At 58.7% G+C, this 22,060-nt stretch carries 17 protein-coding genes; 2 read left to right on the top strand and 15 right to left on the bottom strand.

The features are described 5' to 3' along the window. Positions 1-212 precede the first annotated feature (212 nt). From brnQ to sdhC, 10 genes are all read right to left on the bottom strand, one after another. On the bottom strand, positions 213-1,526 hold the full coding sequence (gene brnQ, locus F8N66_RS24970) for a branched-chain amino acid transport system II carrier protein (RefSeq protein ID WP_150772693.1): 1,314 nt from the start codon (positions 1,524-1,526) through the stop codon (positions 213-215). A 333-nt stretch (positions 1,527-1,859) separates the two neighbouring features. Next, positions 1,860-2,741, bottom strand: coding sequence for a succinate--CoA ligase subunit alpha (sucD, locus tag F8N66_RS24975; protein ID WP_003223019.1), 882 nt, complete (start codon positions 2,739-2,741; stop codon positions 1,860-1,862). Then, complete coding sequence (sucC, locus tag F8N66_RS24980; RefSeq protein ID WP_007919879.1) at positions 2,741-3,907, bottom strand: ADP-forming succinate--CoA ligase subunit beta; 1,167 nt, start codon at positions 3,905-3,907, stop codon at positions 2,741-2,743. The genes sucD and sucC overlap by 1 nt, the downstream gene beginning before the upstream one ends. A 196-nt stretch (positions 3,908-4,103) precedes the next feature. Then, positions 4,104-5,540: a dihydrolipoyl dehydrogenase gene (gene lpdA / locus F8N66_RS24985; protein ID WP_150772694.1), complete on the bottom strand. Its 1,437-nt coding sequence runs from the start codon at positions 5,538-5,540 to the stop codon at positions 4,104-4,106. A gap of 97 nt (positions 5,541-5,637) precedes the next feature. Then, positions 5,638-6,858 carry a 2-oxoglutarate dehydrogenase complex dihydrolipoyllysine-residue succinyltransferase gene (gene odhB / locus F8N66_RS24990; protein ID WP_150772695.1) on the bottom strand — a complete coding sequence of 407 codons (1,221 nt, stop codon included), beginning with the start codon at positions 6,856-6,858 and terminating at the stop codon, positions 5,638-5,640. A gap of 41 nt (positions 6,859-6,899) precedes the next feature. Further along, the gene (locus tag F8N66_RS24995) at positions 6,900-9,731 is read right to left on the bottom strand and encodes a 2-oxoglutarate dehydrogenase E1 component (protein ID WP_150772696.1); all 2,832 of its coding nucleotides are present in this window, start codon (positions 9,729-9,731) and stop codon (positions 6,900-6,902) included. Positions 9,732-9,993: 262 nt separating this feature from the next. Further along, the gene (locus F8N66_RS25000) at positions 9,994-10,698 is read right to left on the bottom strand and encodes a succinate dehydrogenase iron-sulfur subunit (RefSeq protein WP_150772697.1); all 705 of its coding nucleotides are present in this window, start codon (positions 10,696-10,698) and stop codon (positions 9,994-9,996) included. A gap of 11 nt (positions 10,699-10,709) precedes the next feature. After that, on the bottom strand, positions 10,710-12,482 hold the full coding sequence (gene sdhA / locus F8N66_RS25005) for a succinate dehydrogenase flavoprotein subunit (RefSeq protein ID WP_150772698.1): 1,773 nt from the start codon (positions 12,480-12,482) through the stop codon (positions 10,710-10,712). A gap of 3 nt (positions 12,483-12,485) precedes the next feature. Continuing rightward, the gene (gene sdhD / locus F8N66_RS25010) at positions 12,486-12,854 is read right to left on the bottom strand and encodes a succinate dehydrogenase, hydrophobic membrane anchor protein (RefSeq protein ID WP_083348458.1); all 369 of its coding nucleotides are present in this window, start codon (positions 12,852-12,854) and stop codon (positions 12,486-12,488) included. Continuing rightward, positions 12,848-13,222 (bottom strand): succinate dehydrogenase, cytochrome b556 subunit, encoded by a 375-nt coding sequence (gene sdhC, locus F8N66_RS25015; protein ID WP_033052382.1) that lies wholly within the window; start codon positions 13,220-13,222, stop codon positions 12,848-12,850. Before sdhC ends, sdhD begins: the two co-directional genes overlap by 7 nt. Positions 13,223-13,585: 363 nt before the next feature. Here sdhC and gltA point away from each other — a divergent pair, with 363 nt between their 5' ends. Then, entirely contained in the window at positions 13,586-14,875 is a 1,290-nt protein-coding gene (gene gltA / locus F8N66_RS25020; protein WP_075948473.1) for a citrate synthase, read from the top strand. 326 nt (positions 14,876-15,201) lie between these two features. Here gltA and F8N66_RS25025 read toward each other — a convergent pair whose 3' ends face one another. From F8N66_RS25025 to F8N66_RS25035, 3 genes are all read right to left on the bottom strand, one after another. Next, positions 15,202-16,860: a cation acetate symporter gene (locus F8N66_RS25025; protein ID WP_150772699.1), complete on the bottom strand. Its 1,659-nt coding sequence runs from the start codon at positions 16,858-16,860 to the stop codon at positions 15,202-15,204. After that, complete coding sequence (locus F8N66_RS25030) at positions 16,857-17,168, bottom strand: DUF485 domain-containing protein (protein ID WP_150772700.1); 312 nt, start codon at positions 17,166-17,168, stop codon at positions 16,857-16,859. The genes F8N66_RS25025 and F8N66_RS25030 overlap by 4 nt, the downstream gene beginning before the upstream one ends. A gap of 254 nt (positions 17,169-17,422) precedes the next feature. Beyond that, on the bottom strand, positions 17,423-18,274 hold the full coding sequence (locus F8N66_RS25035) for a glycine betaine ABC transporter substrate-binding protein (RefSeq protein ID WP_150772701.1): 852 nt from the start codon (positions 18,272-18,274) through the stop codon (positions 17,423-17,425). Positions 18,275-18,574: 300 nt separating this feature from the next. On the opposite strand from F8N66_RS25035, the gene F8N66_RS25045 reads away from it, so the two are divergent. After that, complete coding sequence (locus tag F8N66_RS25045; protein WP_150772703.1) at positions 18,575-20,185, top strand: beta (1-6) glucans synthase; 1,611 nt, start codon at positions 18,575-18,577, stop codon at positions 20,183-20,185. Between the two features lie 3 nt (positions 20,186-20,188). On the opposite strand, the gene F8N66_RS25050 is transcribed toward F8N66_RS25045, so the two are convergent. Both F8N66_RS25050 and F8N66_RS25055 read right to left on the bottom strand, forming a co-directional pair. Next, complete coding sequence (locus tag F8N66_RS25050; RefSeq protein ID WP_150772704.1) at positions 20,189-21,256, bottom strand: RHS repeat-associated core domain-containing protein; 1,068 nt, start codon at positions 21,254-21,256, stop codon at positions 20,189-20,191. Between the two features lie 227 nt (positions 21,257-21,483). Further along, the gene (locus F8N66_RS25055) at positions 21,484-21,852 is read right to left on the bottom strand and encodes a hypothetical protein (RefSeq protein WP_150772705.1); all 369 of its coding nucleotides are present in this window, start codon (positions 21,850-21,852) and stop codon (positions 21,484-21,486) included. Positions 21,853-22,060: the final 208 nt, after the last annotated feature.

Here is a 22,060-nt window from a genome sequence, read left to right on the forward strand (position 1 = left end):
GCGGGCTTGCTCGCGAAAGCGGAGTGCCAGGCAACCTCTATGTTGAATGATAAACCGTCTTCGCGAGCAAGCCCGCTCCCACACAGTTAGTGCTTCGACGTTAGTTCAGGGAAAAAGACACTGCCTCTTGCCCATAAAAAATGCCCCGTATCGATTGATACGGGGCATTTCTGTTGTTGCTCAAAGGCCCGCTTGTGACGGGCCTGTGAAACTTACGCCAACGCTTCGACACGCTTGCCCAGCAAGCGATCGCAAACCACGGCGACCACCAGCGTCATCACCGAAGGCACCAGCCACGCCAGGCCTTGCTCGCTCAATGGCAAGTGGGCCAGTTGCGTCGGCATCCAGTCCGCCAGGCCAGCGCCCTTCAGGGCATCGATCAAGCCGAAGATGAACGACACCAGCATCACCGGACCGACGATGCGCCCCTGCTCATGCCAGAAGTCCTTACAGAAGCTCAGGGCCACCAGGGCGATGCACGGCGGGTAGATCGCGGTCAGTACCGGGATCGAGAACGCAATCAGCTTGGTGAGGCCCAGGTTGGACACCAGCAGGGAAAACGCGGCCAGGATAATCACCAGGGTCTTGTAGGACAGTGGCAGTACACGGCTGAAGTACTCGGCGCAGGCGCAGGTCAGACCGACCGCCGTGACCAGGCAGGCCAGGGAAATCAGCACCGCGAGGAACCCGCTGCCCAGCGAACCGAAGGTGTGTTGCACATAGGCGTGCAACACCGCCGCACCGTTGGTGGCGCCAACGGCCACTTCATGGCTGCCCGAACCGAGGCGGAACAGGCTGATGTATACCAGCGCCAGGCCCACGCCGGCGATCAGGCCGGCAATGATCGCGTAACGGGTGATCAGCGCCGGCGATTCGACGCCGCGGGAGCGGATCGCGTTGACGATAACAATGCCGAACACCAGGGCGCCGAGGGTATCCATGGTCAGGTAACCATTGATGAAACCCTGGGAGAAAGGTGCCGCGACGTATTCAGGCGTGGCCTGGCCAATATCACCGGCCGGCAAGGCGAATGCCGCGATGCCGAGTACGGCCAGGGCGATGATCTTCAGGGGAGCGAGGAAACGCCCTACGGTATCCAGCAGCCGGCCCGGGTAGAGCGAGATGAAGAACACCAGCAGGAAATACACCGAGCTATAGAGGAACAGCGCCAGCGGGCTTTCACCGGTCAGCGGTGCAAGACCCACTTCGAAGGACACGGTCGCGGTACGCGGCGTGGCAAACAGCGGCCCCACGGCCAGGTAACACGCAGCGGCCAGCAGGCCACCGGCGACTTTGCCGATCGGGCTGCTCAACGCATCCATGGCTCCACCGACCTTGGCCAGCGCCACAACGGTGATCACCGGCAGACCCACCGCCGTGACCAGGAAGCCCAGCGCCGCCATCCAGACGTTAGGCCCGGACTGCAAACCGACGATAGGCGGGAAGATGATGTTGCCGGCCCCGACGAACAGGGCAAACGTCATAAAACCAAGTGCCAGGATGTCCTGACCTTTCAACACTTTCATTAAGGAAATACCACACTACTGAATCGGAATTTAGAGAGGGGTTTCCCTTATGGATGAGGGAAATGCAGTCGGTCCGTATGGGACTGACCCGTTTAGCGCGTAGCTGCCTTGTGGGCGGCGGACGCAAAAATGGCGGCTAGCCTAACGAATTTGTCTGACAAACGCACTGTTAGAGGGCGAACTATCCGATCTACGACATTTTCGTGTCGCGTTTATGTATGAGAAGCAGCCACAAGCTGCAAGTTTCAAGCTTGAAGCTTGCAGCTGCTCCCAAACGACAAAGGCCACCCGAAGGTGGCCTTTGTTTGGTAAAGCGTCAGCTAAGCGCGAGGCTTACTTGACAGCCCAACCGGTCAGCTCGGCCAGGGCCTTGCCGATGTCTGCCAGCGAACGCACGGTTTTAACGCCTGCGTCTTGCAGCGCAGCGAATTTCTCGTCTGCAGTGCCTTTGCCGCCAGAGATGATTGCGCCAGCATGGCCCATGCGCTTGCCCGGAGGAGCAGTCACACCAGCGATGTAGGAAACAACCGGCTTGGTCACGTGTGCCTTGATGTAGGCAGCCGCTTCTTCTTCAGCCGAACCGCCGATCTCACCGATCATGACGATCGCTTCGGTCTTCGGGTCTTCCTGGAACAGCTTCAGGATGTCGATGAAGTTCGAACCCGGGATCGGGTCACCGCCGATGCCGACGCAAGTCGACTGACCGAAACCGGCGTCAGTGGTCTGCTTCACAGCTTCGTAGGTCAGGGTGCCGGAACGGGAAACGATACCGACCTTGCCTGGCAAGTGAATGTGACCTGGCATGATGCCGATCTTGCATTCGCCTGGAGTGATCACGCCTGGGCAGTTAGGGCCGATCAGGGTAACACCCAGCTCGTCGCACTTAACTTTAGCGTCCAGCATGTCCAGGGTAGGAATGCCTTCGGTGATGCAGACGATCAGCTTGATGCCGCCGAAAGCAGCTTCCAGGATCGAGTCCTTGCAGAAAGGAGCCGGAACGTAGATCACGCTGGCGGTGGCGCCAGTGGCAGCTACGGCGTCTTTCACGGTGTTGAACACTGGCAGGCCCAGGTGCTCGGTGCCGCCTTTGCCTGGAGTTACACCACCAACCATCTTGGTGCCGTACTCGATGGCTTGCTGGGTGTGGAAACTACCTTGCGAACCGGTAATACCCTGGCAGATAACTTTGGTGTCTTTATTGATCAGGACGCTCATTATTTGCCCTCCGCAGCTTTGACAACTTGTTGAGCAGCGTCGGTCAGGCTGGTAGCAGCGATGATGTTCAAACCGCTTTCTGCCAGTACTTTAGCGCCCAGCTCAGCGTTGTTGCCTTCAAGGCGAACAACAACCGGGATTTTCACGCCGACTTCTTTCACTGCACCGATGATGCCTTCGGCAATCATGTCGCAACGAACGATGCCGCCGAAGATGTTAACCAGTACTGCAGCGACGTTGGTGTCGGACAGAATGATCTTGAACGCTTCGGTAACGCGTTCTTTGGTAGCACCGCCGCCCACGTCGAGGAAGTTGGCTGGCTTGCCGCCATGCAGGTTGACGATGTCCATGGTACCCATGGCCAGGCCAGCACCGTTGACCATGCAACCGATGTTGCCTTCCAGCGCTACGTAGTTCAGTTCGAACTTGGCAGCGTGCGCTTCGCGCGGATCGTCTTGCGACGGATCGTGGAAAGTCTTCAGCTTAGGCTGACGGTACATGGCGTTGGCGTCGATGTTGATCTTGGCGTCCAGGCAGTGCAGATCGCCGTCAGCCTTGATCACCAGCGGGTTCACTTCCAGCAGAGCCAGGTCGTGATCCTTGAACAGCTTGGCCAGACCCACGAAGATCTTGGCGAACTGAGCAACCTGCTTGCCTTCCAGACCCAGCTGGAATGCCAGCTCGCGACCCTGGAATGGCTGAGCGCCAACCAGTGGATCGATAGTGGCTTTCAGAATTTTTTCTGGCGTGTCGTGAGCGATTTTCTCGATGTCCACGCCACCTTCGGTGGAAGCCATGAACACGATGCGACGGCTCGAACGGTCAACGACAGCGCCCAGGTACAGCTCTTTAGCGATATCAGTGCACGATTCAACCAGGATCTTGGTGACTGGCTGACCATTGGCGTCAGTCTGGTAAGTCACCAGACGCTTGCCCAGCCACTGCTGTGCGAAGGCTTTGGCGTCTTCTTTGCTGCGAACCAGCTTGACGCCGCCCGCTTTACCGCGACCACCGGCGTGGACCTGGGCTTTGACAACCCACTCGCTGCCGCCGATTTTGTCGCAAGCTTCTGCTGCTGCTTCCGGGGTGTCTACCGCGTAACCGGTGGATACTGGCAGGCCGTACTCAGCGAACAGCTGCTTACCCTGATACTCGTGAAGATTCATGCTTATTACCGTCTTCGTTAGGTACTGCGCATTCGGTGCTGCACTCATTCAAGTGCCGCACCACCTGTGACTGCTGCTTGCATAGCCTTTCCGGACAACCGGTGCAGCTATGCAAGGCTGCGTCCAGCGGATATTCCGCGGTGAGTCTTGCACGCAAGGCTCACGACGGGCCATTCCGCCGTGGTTTCTTATTGTCTTAACGCTTCTTGCGGTTGGCGATGTGGATGGCGCCGCCATTCACTGCCAAAGCAGCTTCGTGCAAGGCTTCGGACAGGGTCGGATGGGAGAAAACCATCATGCCCAGATCTTCAGCGCTGGTGCCGAATTCCATACCGATCGCGCCCTGCTGAACCAGTTCTGCAGCGCTTGGGCCAATCACGTGGACGCCCAATACGCGGTCTGTCTTGGCATCTGCGATGACCTTGACGAAACCGCCGGTATCGTTGGCAGCCATGGCACGGCCAGAGGCTGCGAACGGGAAGGTGCCGACGTTAACGTCTACGCCTTCAGCTTTCAAGGCCTGCTCGGTTTTACCGACCCACGCGATTTCCGGGTGAGTATAAATAACCGAAGGGATCAGGTCATAGTTCATCTGGGCCTTGTGGCCCTTGATGCGCTCGACAACCATGATGCCTTCTTCCGACGCCTTGTGCGCCAGCATCATGCCGCGAACCACGTCACCGATGGCGTAGACGCCCGGTACGGTGGTGGCGCAGTGATCGTCAACGTGCACGAAACCGCGCTCGTCGAGGGTCACGCCACAGTCGGCAGCCAGCAGATCAGTGGTCACCGGACGGCGACCAACGGCTACGATCAGCTTGTCGAAGGTAATGTTCTGTTCGCCGTTGGCATCGGTGTAGTTCACAACGACTTCGTCGCCGTTCACTTTGGAACCGGTCACGCGAGCGCCCAGCTTGATGTCCAGGCCCTGCTTGGTCAGGGTTTTCAGCGCTTCCTTGGAAACGGCTGCGTCAGCGGCCATCAGGAAAGTGTCCAGGGCTTCCAGGACAGTCACTTCTGCACCCAGACGGGACCAGACCGACCCCAGTTCCAGACCGATCACGCCAGCGCCGATCACGCCCAGACGTTTAGGTACGGATTGGAATTCCAGGGCGCCGGTGGAGTCGACGATGACATTCTGGTCGACCGGAGCCGGTGGAATGTCGATCGGACGCGAACCTGGGGCCAGGATGACGTTTTCGGCTTCGATGATTTCAACCGAACCGTCAGGCTTGGTGACTTCGACTTTCTTGCCAGCCAGCAGTTTGCCGTGGCCCTGGATCGAAGTGACGCCGTTGGCCTTGAACAGGGTCGCAACGCCGGAGGTCAGACCTTTGACGATGTTGGCCTTGCGGCCGACCATCGCTGGCACGTCCATGGTCACGCCAGCGTGGTTGATACCGTGGATCGCGAAGCCGTCCTGCGCTTCGTGGAATTTCCACGAGCTGTCCAGCAGGGCCTTGGACGGAATGCAGCCGACGTTCAGGCAGGTACCGCCCAGCGCCAGTTTGCCTTCCTTGTCGGTGTACTTCTCGATGCAGGCAGTGGTGAGACCCAGCTGGGCGGCCTTGATGGCAGCCACGTAGCCGCCAGGGCCCGCACCGATCACTACTACGTCAAATTTCTGCGACATTCAAAAAATCCTCTTGAGCGAAAAGCTTCAAGCCACAAGCTCCAAGCCAAGCTGCCCTTTCCTGCAGCTTGTCACTTGAAGCTTGTCGCTGCTTCTATCAGATATCCAGCAACAGACGAGCCGGATCTTCCAGCAGGTTCTTGATGGTCACCAGGAAGGTTACAGCTTCTTTGCCATCGATCAGGCGGTGATCGTAGGACAGTGCCAGGTACATCATCGGACGGATAACGACCTGGCCGTTGATGGCCATAGGACGCTGGATGATGTTGTGCATGCCCAGGATGGCCGCTTGCGGCGGGTTGACGATCGGGGTCGACATCATCGAACCGAAAGTACCGCCGTTGGTGATGGTGAACGTACCGCCGGTCATCTCGTCCATCGACAGTTTGCCGTCACGGGCTTTCTTGCCGAAAGTGGCGATGCCGCCTTCGATTTCAGCCAGGCTCATCAGTTCGGCGTTACGCAGAACCGGTACAACCAGGCCGCGGTCGCTGGAAACAGCCACACCGACGTCAGCGTAGCCGTGGTAAACGATGTCAGCACCGTCGATCGACGCGTTGACGGCCGGGAAGCGTTTCAGCGCTTCGGTGGCCGCCTTGACGAAGAACGACATGAAGCCCAGGCGCACGCCGTTGTGGGACTTCTCGAACAGATCCTTGTACTTCGAACGCAGGGCCATGACTTCGGTCATGTCGACTTCGTTGAACGTGGTCAGCATCGCCATGTTCGACTGAGCTTCTACCAGGCGCTTGGCCACGGTAGCGCGAACGCGGGTCATCGGAACGCGCTTCTCGATGCGATCGCCAGCAGCGAACACCGGAGCAGCAGCGGCAGGTGCAGCGGCCTTGGCAGGCGCGGCAGCCGGAGCGGCTTTCTTGGCAGCAACGGCTGCAACCACGTCTTCCTTGGTCACGCGACCGCCTTTGCCCGTGCCGGCAACGGAAGCGATGTTGATGCCGTTTTCTTCAGCCAGCTTGCGAGCAGCCGGTGCAGCAACAGGATCGTCTTCGCCTTCGGCAGCCGGGGCGGCAGCTTGAGCAGCGGCAGCCGGAGCAGCAGCGGCTGGCGCTGCAGCAGCACCGCCTTCAACGATCGAGCCCAGCACTTCGTCGGACAGAACGGTGTCGCCTTCGCTCTTGACGATAGCGCCCAACACGCCGTCAGCGGTCGCCAACACTTCCAGTACGACTTTGTCAGTTTCGATGTCGACGATCAGTTCGTCGCGCTTGACGGCGTCGCCCGGCTGTTTGTGCCAGGTGGCAACGGTGCCATCGGCAACCGATTCCGGGAAAGTGGGGGCTTTGATTTCGATAGCCATTATCTGTGGTCCTTAAATTCGGTTTCAGGTGCGCGAAGGCGTTAAACAGTAAAGGCGTCTTGCAGCAGTTTTTCCTGCTGCTCAGCGTGCATCGATGCGTAACCGCATGCCGGTGCAGCAGAAGCCTCACGGCCCGCGTACTCGAGTACGAGAGACTTGTTGAGGTTGCTGATGCTGCGACGCATGTGGTGTTGGCTGCAGTACCACGCACCCTGGTTCATCGGCTCTTCCTGACACCACACGGCATGCTTGACGTTGGTGTAAGGCGCCAGGACTTCTTTCAAGTCGTCCTCAGGGAATGGGTACAGCTGCTCGATACGCACGATGGCGATGTCGTCACGACCTTCGGCACGGCGTTTTTCCAGCAGGTCGTAGTAGACCTTGCCGCTGCACAGAACAACGCGCTCGACCTTGTTCGGGTCCAGGGCATCGATTTCCGGGATAACGGTCTGGAACGAACCTTCTGCCAGATCTTCCAGCGTCGAGATGGCCAGCTTGTGGCGCAGCAGCGACTTCGGAGTCAGAACGATCAACGGCTTGCGCAGCGGGCGAATCACCTGACGACGCAGCAAGTGGTAGATCTGGGCTGGCGTGGTCGGTACCGCTACCTGAATGTTGTGCTCGGCGCACAGCTGCAGGTAACGCTCCAGACGAGCCGAGGAGTGCTCCGGACCCTGACCTTCATAACCGTGCGGCAGCAGCATGGTCAGACCGCAAAGACGGCCCCACTTGTGCTCGCCACTGGTGATGAACTGGTCGATAACCACCTGGGCACCGTTGGCAAAGTCGCCGAACTGGGCTTCCCAGATCACCAGCGCATCAGGCGTGGTGGTCGAGTAACCGTATTCGAATGCCAGTACGGCTTCTTCGGACAGGAACGAATCGTACAGGTCGAAACGTGGCTGGCCGTCGTACAGGTTTTGCAGCGGGATGTAGGTCCCCGCGTCTTTCTGGTTGTGCAGCACGGCGTGACGGTGCGAGAACGTACCGCGACCGATGTCCTGACCCGTCATGCGGATCGGGTGACCTTCGAATGCAAGGGTCGCGTACGCCATGGTTTCGGCGTAACCCCAGTTGATCGGCAGGCCGCCGGCTTGCATTTTCTGACGGTCTTCGTAGATTTTCGAAACCTGGCGCTGAACCACGAAACCTTCTGGAATTTCCAGCAGCTTGGCGGACAGTTCCTGCAAGGTCTTCAGGTCGAAGCGCGTGTCGTGACGCGCGGTCCAGGCGTGGCCCAGATACGGACGCCAGTCCACGAACAACTCTTTGTTCGGCTCCTTGACCAGGCTTTTCACTACGTGCAGACCGTTGTCCAGCGCGTTGCGGTACTCGTCGACTTTCGCCTGAACACGCTCAACGTCCAGCACACCGCTCTGGGTCAGGCGATCGGCATACAGCTCACGGGTGGTGCGCTGCTTGGTGATCTGCTGATACATCAGTGGCTGGGTGCCGCTTGGTTCGTCAGCCTCGTTGTGGCCGCGACGACGGTAGCAGACCAGGTCGATCACCACGTCACGCTTGAACTGCATGCGGTAGTCGATGGCCAGCTGGGTCACGAACAATACGGCTTCCGGATCATCACCATTCACATGGAGGATCGGCGCCTGGATCATTTTCGCGACGTCGGTGGCGTACTCGGTGGAACGCGAGTCCAGCGGGTTGCTGATGGTGAAACCAACCTGGTTGTTGATCACGATGTGCACAGTGCCGCCGGTCTTGAAACCGCGGGTCTGCGACATCTGGAAGGTTTCCATCACCACGCCCTGACCGGCGAATGCCGCGTCACCGTGGATCGAGATCGGCAGAACCTTCTCACCGGTAGGATCGTTACGACGGTCCTGACGGGCACGAACCGAACCCTCGACCACTGGAGAGACGATTTCCAGGTGGGACGGGTTGAAGGCCATGGCCAGGTGAACTTCACCGCCGGTGGTCATGACGTTGGACGAGAAGCCCTGGTGGTATTTAACGTCACCGGAACCCAGCTCGACCTTCTTCTTGCCTTCGAACTCGTCGAACAGCTCGCGCGGGTTCTTGCCGAAGGTGTTGACCAGTACGTTCAGGCGGCCACGGTGGGCCATGCCGATCACGATTTCCTTGGTGCCGTAGGAACCGGAGCGCTGGATCAGCTCGTCGAGCATCGGAATCAGGCTCTCGCCGCCTTCCAGGCCGAAACGCTTGGTGCCCGGGTATTTGGTACCCAGGTATTTTTCCAGGCCTTCGCCGGCGGTGACGCGCTCGAGCAGGTGGCCCTTGATGTCGGCGGAGTAGGTCGGACGGCCACGCACGCTTTCCAGACGCTGCTGGAACCACTGGCGCTGTACGGAATCGGTGATGTGCGTGAATTCAGCGCCGATGGTGCGGCAATATGTCTGCTGCAACGCTTCGTGAATTTCGCGTAGGCTCGCTTCCTCTTTGCCGATGAACAGGTCGCCGGCACGGAAGGTCGTATCAAGATCGGCATTGGTCAAGCCGTAATGATTGATCGACAGGTCTGCAGGTGCAGGACGCTGCCACAGCCCCAGCGGGTCAAGCTGGGCTGCCTGGTGGCCACGCATACGGTAGGCCTGGATCAATCGCAGCACTTCAACTTGCTTCTTCTCGTGCTCACTGCTCACGCTGCCGGCGGAAACCGGTTGGGCGCGGCGCTGGTTCTTTGCCAGCAAGACGAAATGATCGCGAATCGTGGAGTGCGAAACATCGGTGGCAGAGTTACCGTCAGCGGGCAACTTCTGGAAGTAGGTGCGCCACTCTTCTGGCACAGCGTTAGGGTCGTGCAGGTAGAGCTCGTAGAGCTCTTCCACATAGGCAGCGTTACTACCGGACAGGTAGGCGCTGTTCCACATGCGCTGCATCACGCTTTCTTGCATGCTTGGTCACCCTCGGTTAGGGGAACACCACCGGCGTCGACACCGAGCAAACTTGCAGAAGTCCGAATGCAGCGACCAAAACAAGCCACTTAGGATCACGCTGATAGTCCGGGTACCAGCCCGGATGCCCCTGCTTGTCTCATTTCTTCAAAATAAGAGCCGCAGCTTTGTGAGCTGCTGCTCAGGTTAAAACTACGGCGCCGGTTGAAGCCTGCGCCGCAGCATCTACGGGTACAGCGGTTCTACGGGTACAGCAGCTGAATCACACGCCGCTCGAGAGCAACATGTTACGGATGTGACCGATGGCCTTAGTCGGGTTCAGGCCTTTCGGACATACGTTGACGCAGTTCATGATCCCGCGGCAGCGGAATACGCTGAACGGGTCATCCAGCGAAGCCAGACGCTCGGACGTCTTGGTGTCGCGGCTGTCTGCCAGGAAGCGGTACGCTTGCAGCAGGGCAGCCGGGCCCAGGAACTTGTCCGGGTTCCACCAGAAGGACGGGCAAGAGGTCGAGCAGCAAGCGCACAGGATGCACTCGTACAGACCGTCGAGCTTTTCACGCTCTTCAGGGGACTGCAGACGCTCGATGGCCGGAGCCGGCGTGTCGTTCTGCAGGAATGGCTTCACCTTCTCGTATTGCTTGTAGAAGATGCTCATATCGACGACCAGGTCACGGATAACCGGCAAACCTGGCAGAGGACGAACGACCAACTTGTTACCTTTTACAACAGCAGACAGCGGCGTGACGCAGGCCAGGCCATTCTTGCCGTTGATGTTCATGCCGTCGGAACCGCAAACGCCTTCACGGCAAGAGCGACGATAGGAGAAACCTTCGTCCTGCTCTTTGATCAGGGCCAGCACGTCCAGCACCATCAAGTCTTTACCACCGGTATCGACCTGGAATTCCTGCATGAACGGCGCAGCGTCCTGATCAGGGTTGTAACGATAAACACTGACTTGCAACATGGCGGCCACCCTTAGTAAGTCCGAATCTTGGGTTCAAACGTCGGAACTGTCTTCGGCGAGAAGTTCACGGCACGCTTGGCAACGCGCTTCTCACCCGGGAAGAACAGGGTGTGGCACAGCCAGTTTTCGTCGTCACGGTCTTCGAAGTCTTCACGGGCGTGAGCACCGCGGGACTCTTTACGTACTTCGGCAGCGATGGCGGTAGCTTCAGCCACTTCCAGCAGGTTTTGCAGTTCCAGCGCTTCGATACGCGCCGTGTTGAACGCCTGCGACTTGTCGTTGATCTTGACGTTGGCGATGCGCTTGCGCAGATCGGCCAGCTGGGCAATACCCTTCTGCATGTATTCGCCAGTACGGAACACGCCGAAGTAGTTCTGCATGCAGCTTTGCAGCTCGCGACGCAGGGTGGCCACATCTTCGCCATCGGTACGGTTGTTCAATGCGTTCAGGCGCGCCAGGGCCGCTTCGATATCGGCTTCGGTGGCGTCGTCGTATTCGATGCCGTCGGTCAGCGCCTTTTCCAGGTGCAGGCCGGCAGCACGGCCGAAGACCACCAGGTCGAGCAGCGAGTTGCCGCCCAGGCGGTTGGCACCGTGAACCGATACGCAAGCCACTTCGCCTACAGCGAACAGGCCAGGGATGATGGTGTCTACGCCTTCGGCGTCCTGGGTGATCGCCTGGCCATGGATGTTGGTGGCAACGCCGCCCATCATGTAGTGGCAAGTCGGAACAACCGGAACCGGAGCAACCACCGGGTCAACGTGAGCGAAAGTCTTGGACAGTTCGCAGATACCAGGCAGACGGCTGTGCAACACTTCCTCGCCCAGGTGGTCGAGCTTGAGCATCACGTGGTCGCCATTCGGACCACAACCGTTGCCAGCGATGATCTCTTTAACCATCGAACGGGCAACCACGTCGCGACCTGCCAGGTCTTTCGCGTTAGGAGCATAACGCTCCATGAAACGCTCGCCGTGCTTGTTGATCAGGTAACCACCTTCACCACGGCAACCTTCAGTCACCAGTACACCGGCGCCGGCAATACCGGTCGGGTGGAACTGCCACATCTCGATGTCTTGTACCGGCACGCCTGCACGCAGGGCCATGCCGACGCCGTCACCGGTGTTGATCAGGGCGTTGGTGGTAGAGGCGTAGATACGGCCCGCACCGCCGGTCGCCAACACGGTGGCTTTCGCGCGGATGTAGGTGGTTTCGCCGGTTTCGATGCAGATCGCGATCACACCGACGAACTCGCCTTCCTGGTTTTTCACCAGGTCGACAGCGTAGTACTCGTTCAGGAACGTGGTACCGGCTTTCAGGTTGCCCTGATAAAGGGTGTGCAGCAGCGCGTGACCGGTACGGTCGGATGCGGCGCAAGTACGGGCAGCCTGCCCGCCTTTACCGTAATCCTTGGACTGACCGCCGAATGGACGCTGGTAGATACGGCCTTGTTCGGTACGGGAGAACGGCAGACCCATGTGGTCCAGTTCGAACACCGCGGCCGGGCCTTCCTGACACATGTATTCGATAGCGTCCTGGTCACCGATGTAGTCGGAACCCTTGACGGTATCGTACATGTGCCAGCGCCAGTCATCGTTCGGGTCGGCCGACGCGATGGCGCAGGTGATGCCGCCCTGTGCCGACACAGTGTGCGAACGGGTCGGGAACACCTTGGTGATCACGGCAGTCTTGTGGCCGCCTTGTGCCAGTTGCAGCGCTGCGCGCATGCCCGCACCGCCACCACCAATGATGATGGCGTCGAAAGAAATCGTTGGAATGTTAGCCATGAATCAGATACCCCAGAGAATCTGCACACCCCAGACGAAGTAAGCGAACATCGCAACGCCGCATACTGCCTGGAAAAGGAAACGTACTGCAGTCGCGGACTTGCCCAGCGCCATCGGCGTCAGGTAGTCGGTCGCGATGGTCCACATGCCGACCCAGGCGTGAGCGCCTAGGGCAACAAGGGCCAGCAGACTGAAGATACGCATCCCGTTGTGAGCGAACAGGCCATGCCATTGGTCGAAGCCAATGCCCGGATTCGCTGCGAGGTATCCGATCAGGAAGATGAAATAAGCCGCGAGAACAACCGCAGACACACGCTGCGCCATCCAGTCATAGAGGCCCGAACGCGAAAGGTTCGTAACGCTGGTTACCATATCCAAACTCCTGCCAGAACGATCAACACCACGGAAACGGCGATGATAATTTTCGAGCCCAGGCGGCCGCCTTCCAGCGTCTCGCCAATGCCCATGTCCATGATCAAATGGCGCACACCGGCAACCAGGTGATACAGCAGAGCGGATAGGAGGCCCCATGCTACGAACTTGGCCAGAGGGCTGGTCAAGGTTGCCTTCACGTCGGCAAAGCCTTCCTCGGAACCCAGGGATTTGCCCAATGCATAAAGCATGAAGCCGAGGCCCAGGAAGAGGATGATGCCGGAAACACGGTGAAGAAACGACGTAACGCCGGTGATGGGGAGCTTGATGGTCCTTAGGTCTAGGTTTACAGGTCGTTGGCTTTTCACGGCTTTTTTTTCACACTGAAGAGCCCCTAACAATCAGGGCAAAGTTGTTGGGGAGTGCACTGGTCAGGTAACCACCACCCAGGGAGGCGACCCCCAATAACGCAAGCCCAAAAGCCCTTGGCGGTCGGCTGCCGAGTATAGACAGTTAGGCTACTAATGACAACGCAAACGCCTAGCCCAAATAGCTGATTGCACAACTCGTATAAAAGGCGTAAATGGCAGGCAATTTCGAGAAAAAAGTCGGGTTAAAGCCTTCTGGAGCAAGACTTTAGGCAAATTGACATTCGAATTTATCTCACTATAGTGGTGCGGGCCCTGCGTGGGGGGTCTGTCTGATGATTTCAAGCATAAATAGGAGGCCACATGGCTGACAAAAAAGCGCAGTTGATCATCGAGGGCGCAGCCCCCGTCGAGCTGCCCATTTTAACCGGCACCGTTGGTCCCGATGTTATCGATGTTCGGGGCTTGACGGCCACGGGCCGTTTCACCTTTGACCCTGGTTTCATGTCGACCGCCTCCTGCGAGTCGAAGATCACCTATATCGACGGCGACAACGGCATCCTGCTGCACCGCGGCTACCCGATCGAACAGCTGGCTGAAAAGTCGGACTACCTGGAAACCTGCTATCTGCTGCTCAACGGCGAATTGCCGACCGCAGAACAGAAGGCCCAGTTCGTCAGCACCGTGAAGAACCACACCATGGTTCACGAGCAGCTGAAGACCTTCTTCAACGGCTTCCGTCGCGACGCTCACCCAATGGCCGTGATGTGCGGCGTAGTTGGCGCCCTTTCGGCCTTCTACCACGACTCCCTGGACATCAATAACCCGCAGCATCGCGAAATCTCCGCGATCCGCCTGGTTGCCAAGATGCCGACCCTGGCAGCGATGGTCTACAAGTACTCCATGGGCCAACCCATGATGTACCCGCGCAACGACCTGACGTACGCGGAAAACTTCCTGCACATGATGTTCAACACCCCGTGCGAGATCAAACCGATCAGCCCGGTGCTCGCCAAGGCCATGGACCGGATCTTCATCCTCCATGCCGACCACGAGCAGAACGCATCGACGTCCACCGTGCGCCTGGCGGGCTCTTCGGGTGCCAACCCGTTCGCCTGTATCGCCGCCGGTATCGCTGCACTGTGGGGCCCTGCCCACGGCGGCGCCAACGAAGCCGTACTGACCATGCTCGATGAAATTGGCGATGTCTCGAACATCGACAAGTACATCGCCAAGGCCAAGGACAAGAACGATCCGTTCAAGCTGATGGGCTTCGGTCACCGCGTTTACAAAAACCGCGACCCACGCGCTACCGTCATGAAGCAGACCTGCGACGAAGTGCTGAAGGAACTGGGCATCCAGAACGATCCGCAACTCGAACTGGCCATGCGCCTGGAAGAGATCGCCCTGACCGACCCGTACTTCATCGAACGCTCGCTGTACCCGAACGTCGACTTCTACTCGGGGATCATCCTCAAGGCGATCGGCATTCCAACCAGCATGTTCACCGTGATCTTCGCCCTGGCGCGGACCGTCGGCTGGATCTCCCACTGGAAAGAAATGCTCTCCAGCCCGTACAAGATCGGCCGCCCGCGCCAGTTGTACACCGGCTACGAGTCGCGTGACATCACCAAGCTGGAAGACCGCAAATAAGACCTGTCTTGCGATAACGTCTTAGCTGTACCGAGAACGGCCTCTATATAAATAGAGGCCGTTTTTGTTTGCGTCACATCAGCACTCACGCGCTGATCGTTCCCATGCGCTGCGTGGGAATGCCACCAGGGACGCTCCGCGTTCCGCTGACGACGCAAGGTTTGAACCCTGCGCACTGGCGACGCGGAGCGTCACGGGATGCATTCCCACGCAGCGCATGGGAACGGTTAACGTTAAAGCATCCGATAACCGCCCAATAAAAAATGCCCCGGTCTCTCGACCGGGGCATTTGCTTGCCGCTTTGAACTTGTAGCTTGCAGCTACCGTTAGTGCGAAACCGCCCCACTCGCCCCCAGGCCAGTCTGCGAACGAACGAACTGCGGGAAGAACAGCGCACGCTCGTTGTCAGCCGCAGTGGACTTGTCAGTGATCGAGAAGAACCAGATACCGACAAAGGCAATGATCATCGAGAACAGCGCCGGGTACTCGTACGGGAAGATCGCCTTCTCGTGATGCAGGATCTGCACCCAGATGGTTGGGCCAAGGATCATCAAGCCCACCGCACTCACCAGGCCCAACCAGCCGCCAATCATGGCGCCACGGGTGGTCAGCTTTTTCCAGTACATGGAAAGGAGCAGGACCGGGAAGTTGCAGCTCGCCGCGATGGAGAACGCCAGGCCCACCATGAACGCGATGTTCTGGCTTTCGAACAGGATGCCCAGCGCGATTGCCAGCACCGCCAGGGCGATGGTGGTGATTTTCGAGACGCGGATTTCATCCTTCTCGTTGGCCTTGCCTTTCTTGATCACGCTGGCGTACAGGTCGTGAGACACCGCCGACGCACCGGCCAGGGTCAGGCCGGCCACTACGGCCAGGATGGTCGCGAACGCCACCGCCGAAATGAAGCCCAGGAAGATGCTGCCACCGACCGCATTGGCCAGGTGCACCGCCGCCATGTTGTTACCACCCAACAACGCACCCGCCGCATCTTTGAAGGCCGGGTTGGTGCTGACCAGCAGGATCGCGCCGAAGCCGATGATGAAGGTCAGGATGTAGAAGTAACCAATGAAGCCGGTTGCGTACAGCACGCTCTTGCGGGCTTCCTTTGCATCACTCACGGTGAAGAAGCGCATGAGGATGTGCGGCAGGCCAGCGGTACCGAACATCAGTGCCAGGCCCAGGGAGAACGCGGAGATCGGATCTTTCACCAGGCCGCCCGGGCTCATGATCGCTTCACCTTTAGGGTGAACCTTGATCGCCTCGGAGAACAGCGCGTTGAAGTCAAAGTTGACATGCTTCATCACCATCAGCGCCATGAAGGAAGCGCCGGACAGCAGCAGGACAGCCTTGATGATCTGTACCCAGGTGGTCGCCAGCATGCCGCCGAACAGCACATAGGCGCACATCAGGATACCGACCAGGATCACCGCTACGTGGTAATCGAGGCCGAACAGCAGCTGGATCAGCTTGCCGGCACCGACCATTTGCGCGATCAGGTAGAACGCCACCACCACCAGCGAACCGCACGCGGACAGCGAACGGATCTGGGTCTGGCCCAGGCGATAGGACGCTACGTCGGCAAAGGTGTATTTGCCCAGGTTACGCAGGCGCTCGGCGATCAGGAACAGGATGATCGGCCAACCCACCAGGAAGCCGATCGAGTAGATCAGGCCGTCGTAGCCGGAGGTGAACACCAGCGCTGAAATACCCAGGAAGGACGCCGCCGACATGTAGTCACCGGCAATCGCCAGACCGTTCTGGAAACCGGTGATTTTGCCGCCCGCCGCATAGTAGTCGGCCGCCGACTTGTTGCGCTTGGACGCCCAGTAGGTGATGCACAGGGTTGCGCCGACGAACGCGACAAACATCACGATCGCGGAAACGTTAAGCGGTTGCTTCTGCACGGCGCCGGTCAGGGCGTCAGCGGCCCAGGCGCCAGGTGCGAAGGCTGCGATGCTCAATAGAGCCATTAGACGCCGGATCATTGCTGAGCCTCCTTGAGAATCGCATTGTTCAGGTCGTCGAATTCGCCATTGGCGCGTCGCACGTAGATCCCGGTCAGGATGAAGGCCGAAACAATCAGCCCGACACCGATCGGTATACCCCAGGTAATCGAGGACTCAGGGCTTATTTTCGCCCCCAGCACCTGCGGCCCGTAGGCAATCAAAAGGATGAATCCAGAGTAAAGCCCTAGCATGACCGCCGAAAGAATCCAGGCGAATCGTTCCCTCTTGCTAACCAGCTCCTTGAAGCGCGGGCTGTTTTGAATCGAGAGGTAAATGCTGTCGTTCATTGTTTTTATCCTCGCAGCACAGATTTAGTTGGAACGGTATCCACTCTATGCGGCTGCGGGGCAGGTTCCAGACGACCTTAGTCTTAGAACCACATGACGTATTCGCCATTTACCAGCAGGAAACAATTTGCAGGCCTCCAACATGACTGTAGGAGCTGCCGCAGGCTGCGATCTTTTGACTTTCGCTTTAAAAGCAAGATCAAAAGATCGCAGCCTGCGGCAGCTCCTACAGGGTATGCAGGCCTGACCTCAGATTACTTGGTCCAGTCAGCCACGCGCTCCGGGTGTTTGGCCACCCAATCCTTCGCCGCCGCTTCTGGCTTGGCGCCTTCCTGGATCGCCAGCATGACTTCGCCGATTTCGTCTTTCGAAGACCACTGGAAGTTCTTCAGGAACTTGGCCACTTCCGGTGCCTTGGTCGCCAGTTCTTTGCTGCCGATGCTGTTCACGGTTTCAGCCGCGCCATACACGCCTTTCGGGTCGTCCAGGAAGCGCAGTTTCCACTTGGCGAACATCCAGTGCGGCACCCAGCCTGTCACGGCAATGGATTCGTTTTTCTTCTCGGCACGGGTCAGCTCGGCAATCATGCCGGCGCCGGAACTGGCCTTGAGCTGATAGCCGGTCAGGTCGTAGTCCTTGATGGCCTGCTCGGTCTTGAGCATCACGCCTGAACCGGCGTCGATGCCGACGATGCGTTTTTTGAAGCTGTCGTCGGTTTTCAGATCTTCAAGTGACTTCGCCTTGACGTACTCCGGCACGATCAGGCCGATTTTCGCGTCCTTGAAGTTCGGGCCGTAGTCGACGACCTGATCCTTGTTCTTGGCCCAGTAATCGCCGTGGGTCACCGGCAGCCAGGCCGACAGCATGGCGTCGAGTTTGCCGGTGGCCACACCCTGCCACATGATGCCGGTAGCGACGGCTTGCAGCTTCACGTCATAACCGAGCTTCTGCTTGATCACTTCAGCCGCCACGTGAGTCGTTGCGACGCTGTCGGACCAGCCGTCAACGTAACCGATGCTCAAGGTCTTGGTTTCAGCGCTGGCGAGTGTGGAGCCCATCGCAAGCGCCAGAACGGCACCTGCACCTAAAAGTCGTCGCATCTTCATCGTTACTTCCCCGAAAGTGCTGCGCTCGACGGATGCCGAGTCGCGTCAACGTATTGTTATGGTGCACAGCGCCCCCATCACGCCCACCGCAAACCCGATCGATCATCAGCGCGATTTATCAACGAGGGTACTGACGCCTCGATAATCAACCTGACGCTCGTGGCGACCTTTTCTGCCAGCGACCTCAAGGCATCGAGAAACGACATCAGAACGCCATTAATCCCGCGCCAGACATACGCCTCAGGCAATCCGCCCGAACTTTGCATGTCAAATTCATGCGGGCCACCAAGCCCGCGACAAATGCAGGTAACATGCGCCGCTTTGCTCCCAGACGGCCTGACCATGCCCGCGACATTTCGCTTTCCTTTTTTTGCTTATCTGTTCGCCTGCCTGCTGGGGCTTTTTGCCCTCTGTGGCTTCTGGTATGGGCTCGGCAAGCCAGTGATCCTGCCGGACGCCGCGACCCCGACGCACAAGCTGCAATGCGCGTCCTACACCCCGTTCGACAAGGACCAATCGCCGTTCGACGTGCCGTTCAACCTGCGCCCCGAGCGCATGGACGCCGACCTCGCACTACTGGCAAAGAACTTCGAGTGTATCCGCACCTACTCCATGACCGGCCTCGATGCCCTGCCCGATCTGGCGCGCAAGCACGGGTTGAAGCTGATGATCGGCGCCTGGGTCAACAGCAATCCGGTGGACACCGAAAAAGAAGTCGACTTGCTGATCGCCTCGGCCAACGCCAACCCGGACGTGGTGACCGCGGTGATCGTCGGCAACGAAACCCTGCTGCGCAAGGAACTCACCGGCGCGCAACTGGCCAGGCTGATCACCAAAGTCAAAAGCCAGGTCAAACAGCCCGTCACCTATGCCGACGTCTGGGAGTTCTGGCTCAAGCACCCGGAAATCGCACCGGCGGTGGATTTCCTGACCATTCACTTGCTGCCGTACTGGGAAGATGACCCTTCCAACATCGACGCGGCGCTGCAACACGTGGCCGAAGTCCGCCAGGTGTTCGGCAACAAGTTCGCGCCCAAGGACGTGATGATCGGTGAAACCGGCTGGCCGAGCGAAGGCCGCCAGCGTGAAACAGCGCTGCCGAGCCGGGTCAATGAAGCCAAGTTCATTCGCGGTTTTGTCGCCATGGCCGAGCAGCAAGGCTGGCACTACAACCTGATCGAGGCCTTCGACCAACCCTGGAAACGCGCCAGCGAAGGTGCGGTGGGCGGGTATTGGGGGCTGTTCGATGCCGATCGCCAGGACAAGGGCGTACTGGCCGGGCCAGTGACGAACGTGCCGTACTGGTCGCAGTGGCTGGCAGTCGGTGCCTTGATTTTTGTCGGCGCGCTGTTCCTTGGCGGTCGTGTGCGCAGCACTCGCTCGGCGCTTGTGTTGCCGTTGCTGGGCGCCCTGGCCGCTTGCTCGATTGGCGCCTGGGGCGATCTGGCGCGGGTCACCACGCGGTTTACCAGCGAGTGGTTGTGGGTCGCCCTGCTGACCGCATTGAACCTGCTGGTGCTGGCCCACGCCGCGCTGACCTTAAGCCCTCGTACCGGTTGGCGTGGACGGGCATTCAACGTGCTCGAACGTCGATCAGGCTGGTTGTTGGCAGTGGCCGGGTTCGCGGCGGCGGTCACGATGCTGGAACTGGTGTTCGACCCGCGCTATCGCAGCTTCCCGAGCGTGGCATTCATCGTGCCCGCGCTGGTCTACCTGTGCCGCCCGGTGAGCGTGCCGCGCCGGGAAATCGCCTTGCTGACCTTCATCATCGGCGCCGGCATTGCGCCGCAGCTGTATCGCGAAGGGCTGGAGAACCAGCAGGCCTGGGGTTGGGCGCTGGTGAGCGGGTTGATGGTGGCGGCGTTGTGGAGGAGTTTGCGGGTTCGCAAGAGTTGCACTAGCGCCGATTAAACACTAGAAAGACCGTCGTCTTCCGACTGACCGAATTTTAGCGATGTGCTCTTGGAGGTCCCGGGGATACCTGGCGAAGTATTGATTCTTCACATGGTCTAACGCGGCTTGCGAGCTATCAACCCTGCGTTGAGCAAAAACAAGCCGCTTGTAATCCCGTTGATTGACAATGTCTGACGGATTGAAGTTTTCCACTTCGATTGTTCCATCTTTTCTCCTTGGCGGGGATGCGACAAAACGCTCAAGCACTGAGTACTGCTCATTGGCGGAATCCAGGACTTCTTGCGCTTGCATCCTCTCTGCCAGTGCGTGCTTCAGCTTTCCTAGATCACTTGACTGCGGAAGCGCCAAATCCAGCGCTTCAATCCGAGAAGTATGCAAATGCTCAAAATTTGAAATCGAGCGTGCAGAGTTTTGCGTGCCAAGGTTTTCAAGTTTTTTGGCTGAAGAAGATAATTTGTTTACGCCCTTACTGACGAGATCAGATGCAGCATTGCCCGCGGTGAGCGCCCGAAACCTAAAAAAAGAAGCAAGCACGAGACTGTGTCCACTAGGATCCACAAAATTGACCGGATCCCCCCCACAGTAGGCATACGCATTTATCCCACCCATCTCAAACGGGCTCAAATCATCCGGGCTATTGAATCTATTCAAAACCGAATTGAACGCGCGGTATCCCTTTCCGAGCAGATAGTGCCCAGTCATCCCATCCCGGCGTTCACCGGTGAACCCCAAGAGACTGATCAAGCCACTTTCAGGGGAACGATGACCAAAGGCCGAATAAGCGATCTGCTGATGCTGACCAGCTGCGACAGTATGCAAAACCGAGCCCTGAAGATCCGTCGCCAGTAGCGCGCAATCAACCTTCCCCGCCTCACGCTTTTGCTGCGCCAGCACCTGGGTTCCATGCTCAAAAAAGGAGTGTTGCGTCCCCCCCTGAATTTCAGTGGCCAACCGATCGTTTCGGTAAAAGCGCTGAATGCTCTGCTGACTCATAGGCGCACAACTCGCCAGTCGATCAGTCGGGTCGTACTGATAGCGGCATAACACCGTTAGTGGCTCATCCGTCATGACCATGCTCCGTTTCTTATCCAGGGGTTTGGATTTCTAGATTCGGAGTAAACCGGACGACTGTCTACTATCAGAACTGATAGGGAAAGAGATCTGCCAGTGGGATCTACAGCGTGGCTGATGGCCTCTTCGCGGGCAAGCCCGCTCCCACAGTTGCTCAGCGAATACAGAATTTGTGTACGGCGAAGACTCCTGTGGGAGCGTGGCTTGCCCGCGAAGACCGACTATCAGGCGCCGCCAGACGCCCTGACCAATCGCAACCCCGCAATCACCACCGCAAACACCGCCAGCGTCGTGTTGTACAGCGCCAGCGCCGGAAACCCGAGCACCAGCGCCAGCACCGCCAGCCACCACCCTGCCCGCCCTGGCAGCATGAAACCGATCACGGCGGCGACCAATGCGCTCCAGCCCAGGATCCCGAAGTGAATCATCAGGCCCAGGTTCGCACGGACCTGGCATTCCCAGCGACTCGCCTCATCCACGCAGAGGCCCACCCACTGCGCATCTTCCATGAATCCATAACGCGCGCCATAACTGGCGGCCAGCCATAACGGCAGCAAAACGAGCAGCAGAATCACGGGCAGACGGCGGGACATGGAGCACTCCAATAAGCGAAAACGGCGCCCAGCTTAATCGCCCGACAGCCTTAGGCAAGCGCTAACAACAGTTAACTGGTCATCCCCTCGTCGCAAAGTGTATCGTCCAGCTACTATTACTCCGAATTAGGCCTGTTTGGTGCCGATGCATGGCACTTTGGCGCAAATCCAGTGGTCATAGCCTGCGAACTTCATTCGGCACCTTTTC

Origin of the sequence: Pseudomonas fluorescens (assembly GCF_902498195.1) — a bacterium.
Lineage (GTDB): Bacteria > Pseudomonadota > Gammaproteobacteria > Pseudomonadales > Pseudomonadaceae > Aquipseudomonas > Aquipseudomonas fluorescens_BU.

Bases quoted from the DNA above. Each gene is read 5' to 3' on its own strand.
- F8N66_RS25035 (WP_150772701.1), bottom strand. From the start codon at position 18,274: ATGAAGATGCGACGACTTTTAGGTGCAGGTGCCGTTCTGGCGCTTGCG.
- brnQ (WP_150772693.1), bottom strand. From the start codon at position 1,526: ATGAAAGTGTTGAAAGGTCAGGACATCCTGGCACTTGGTTTTATGACG.
- lpdA (WP_150772694.1), bottom strand. From the start codon at position 5,540: ATGTCGCAGAAATTTGACGTAGTAGTGATCGGTGCGGGCCCTGGCGGC.
- F8N66_RS25055 (WP_150772705.1), bottom strand. From the start codon at position 21,852: ATGTCCCGCCGTCTGCCCGTGATTCTGCTGCTCGTTTTGCTGCCGTTA.
- F8N66_RS25000 (WP_150772697.1), bottom strand. From the start codon at position 10,698: ATGTTGCAAGTCAGTGTTTATCGTTACAACCCTGATCAGGACGCTGCG.
- F8N66_RS25030 (WP_150772700.1), bottom strand. From the start codon at position 17,168: ATGAACGACAGCATTTACCTCTCGATTCAAAACAGCCCGCGCTTCAAG.
- F8N66_RS25050 (WP_150772704.1), bottom strand. From the start codon at position 21,256: ATGACGGATGAGCCACTAACGGTGTTATGCCGCTATCAGTACGACCCG.
- F8N66_RS25025 (WP_150772699.1), bottom strand. From the start codon at position 16,860: ATGATCCGGCGTCTAATGGCTCTATTGAGCATCGCAGCCTTCGCACCT.
- sdhD (WP_083348458.1), bottom strand. From the start codon at position 12,854: ATGGTAACCAGCGTTACGAACCTTTCGCGTTCGGGCCTCTATGACTGG.
- odhB (WP_150772695.1), bottom strand. From the start codon at position 6,858: ATGGCTATCGAAATCAAAGCCCCCACTTTCCCGGAATCGGTTGCCGAT.
- sucD (WP_003223019.1), bottom strand. From the start codon at position 2,741: ATGAGCGTCCTGATCAATAAAGACACCAAAGTTATCTGCCAGGGTATT.
- gltA (WP_075948473.1), top strand. From the start codon at position 13,586: ATGGCTGACAAAAAAGCGCAGTTGATCATCGAGGGCGCAGCCCCCGTC.
- sucC (WP_007919879.1), bottom strand. From the start codon at position 3,907: ATGAATCTTCACGAGTATCAGGGTAAGCAGCTGTTCGCTGAGTACGGC.
- sdhA (WP_150772698.1), bottom strand. From the start codon at position 12,482: ATGGCTAACATTCCAACGATTTCTTTCGACGCCATCATCATTGGTGGT.
- F8N66_RS24995 (WP_150772696.1), bottom strand. From the start codon at position 9,731: ATGCAAGAAAGCGTGATGCAGCGCATGTGGAACAGCGCCTACCTGTCC.
- F8N66_RS25045 (WP_150772703.1), top strand. From the start codon at position 18,575: ATGCAGGTAACATGCGCCGCTTTGCTCCCAGACGGCCTGACCATGCCC.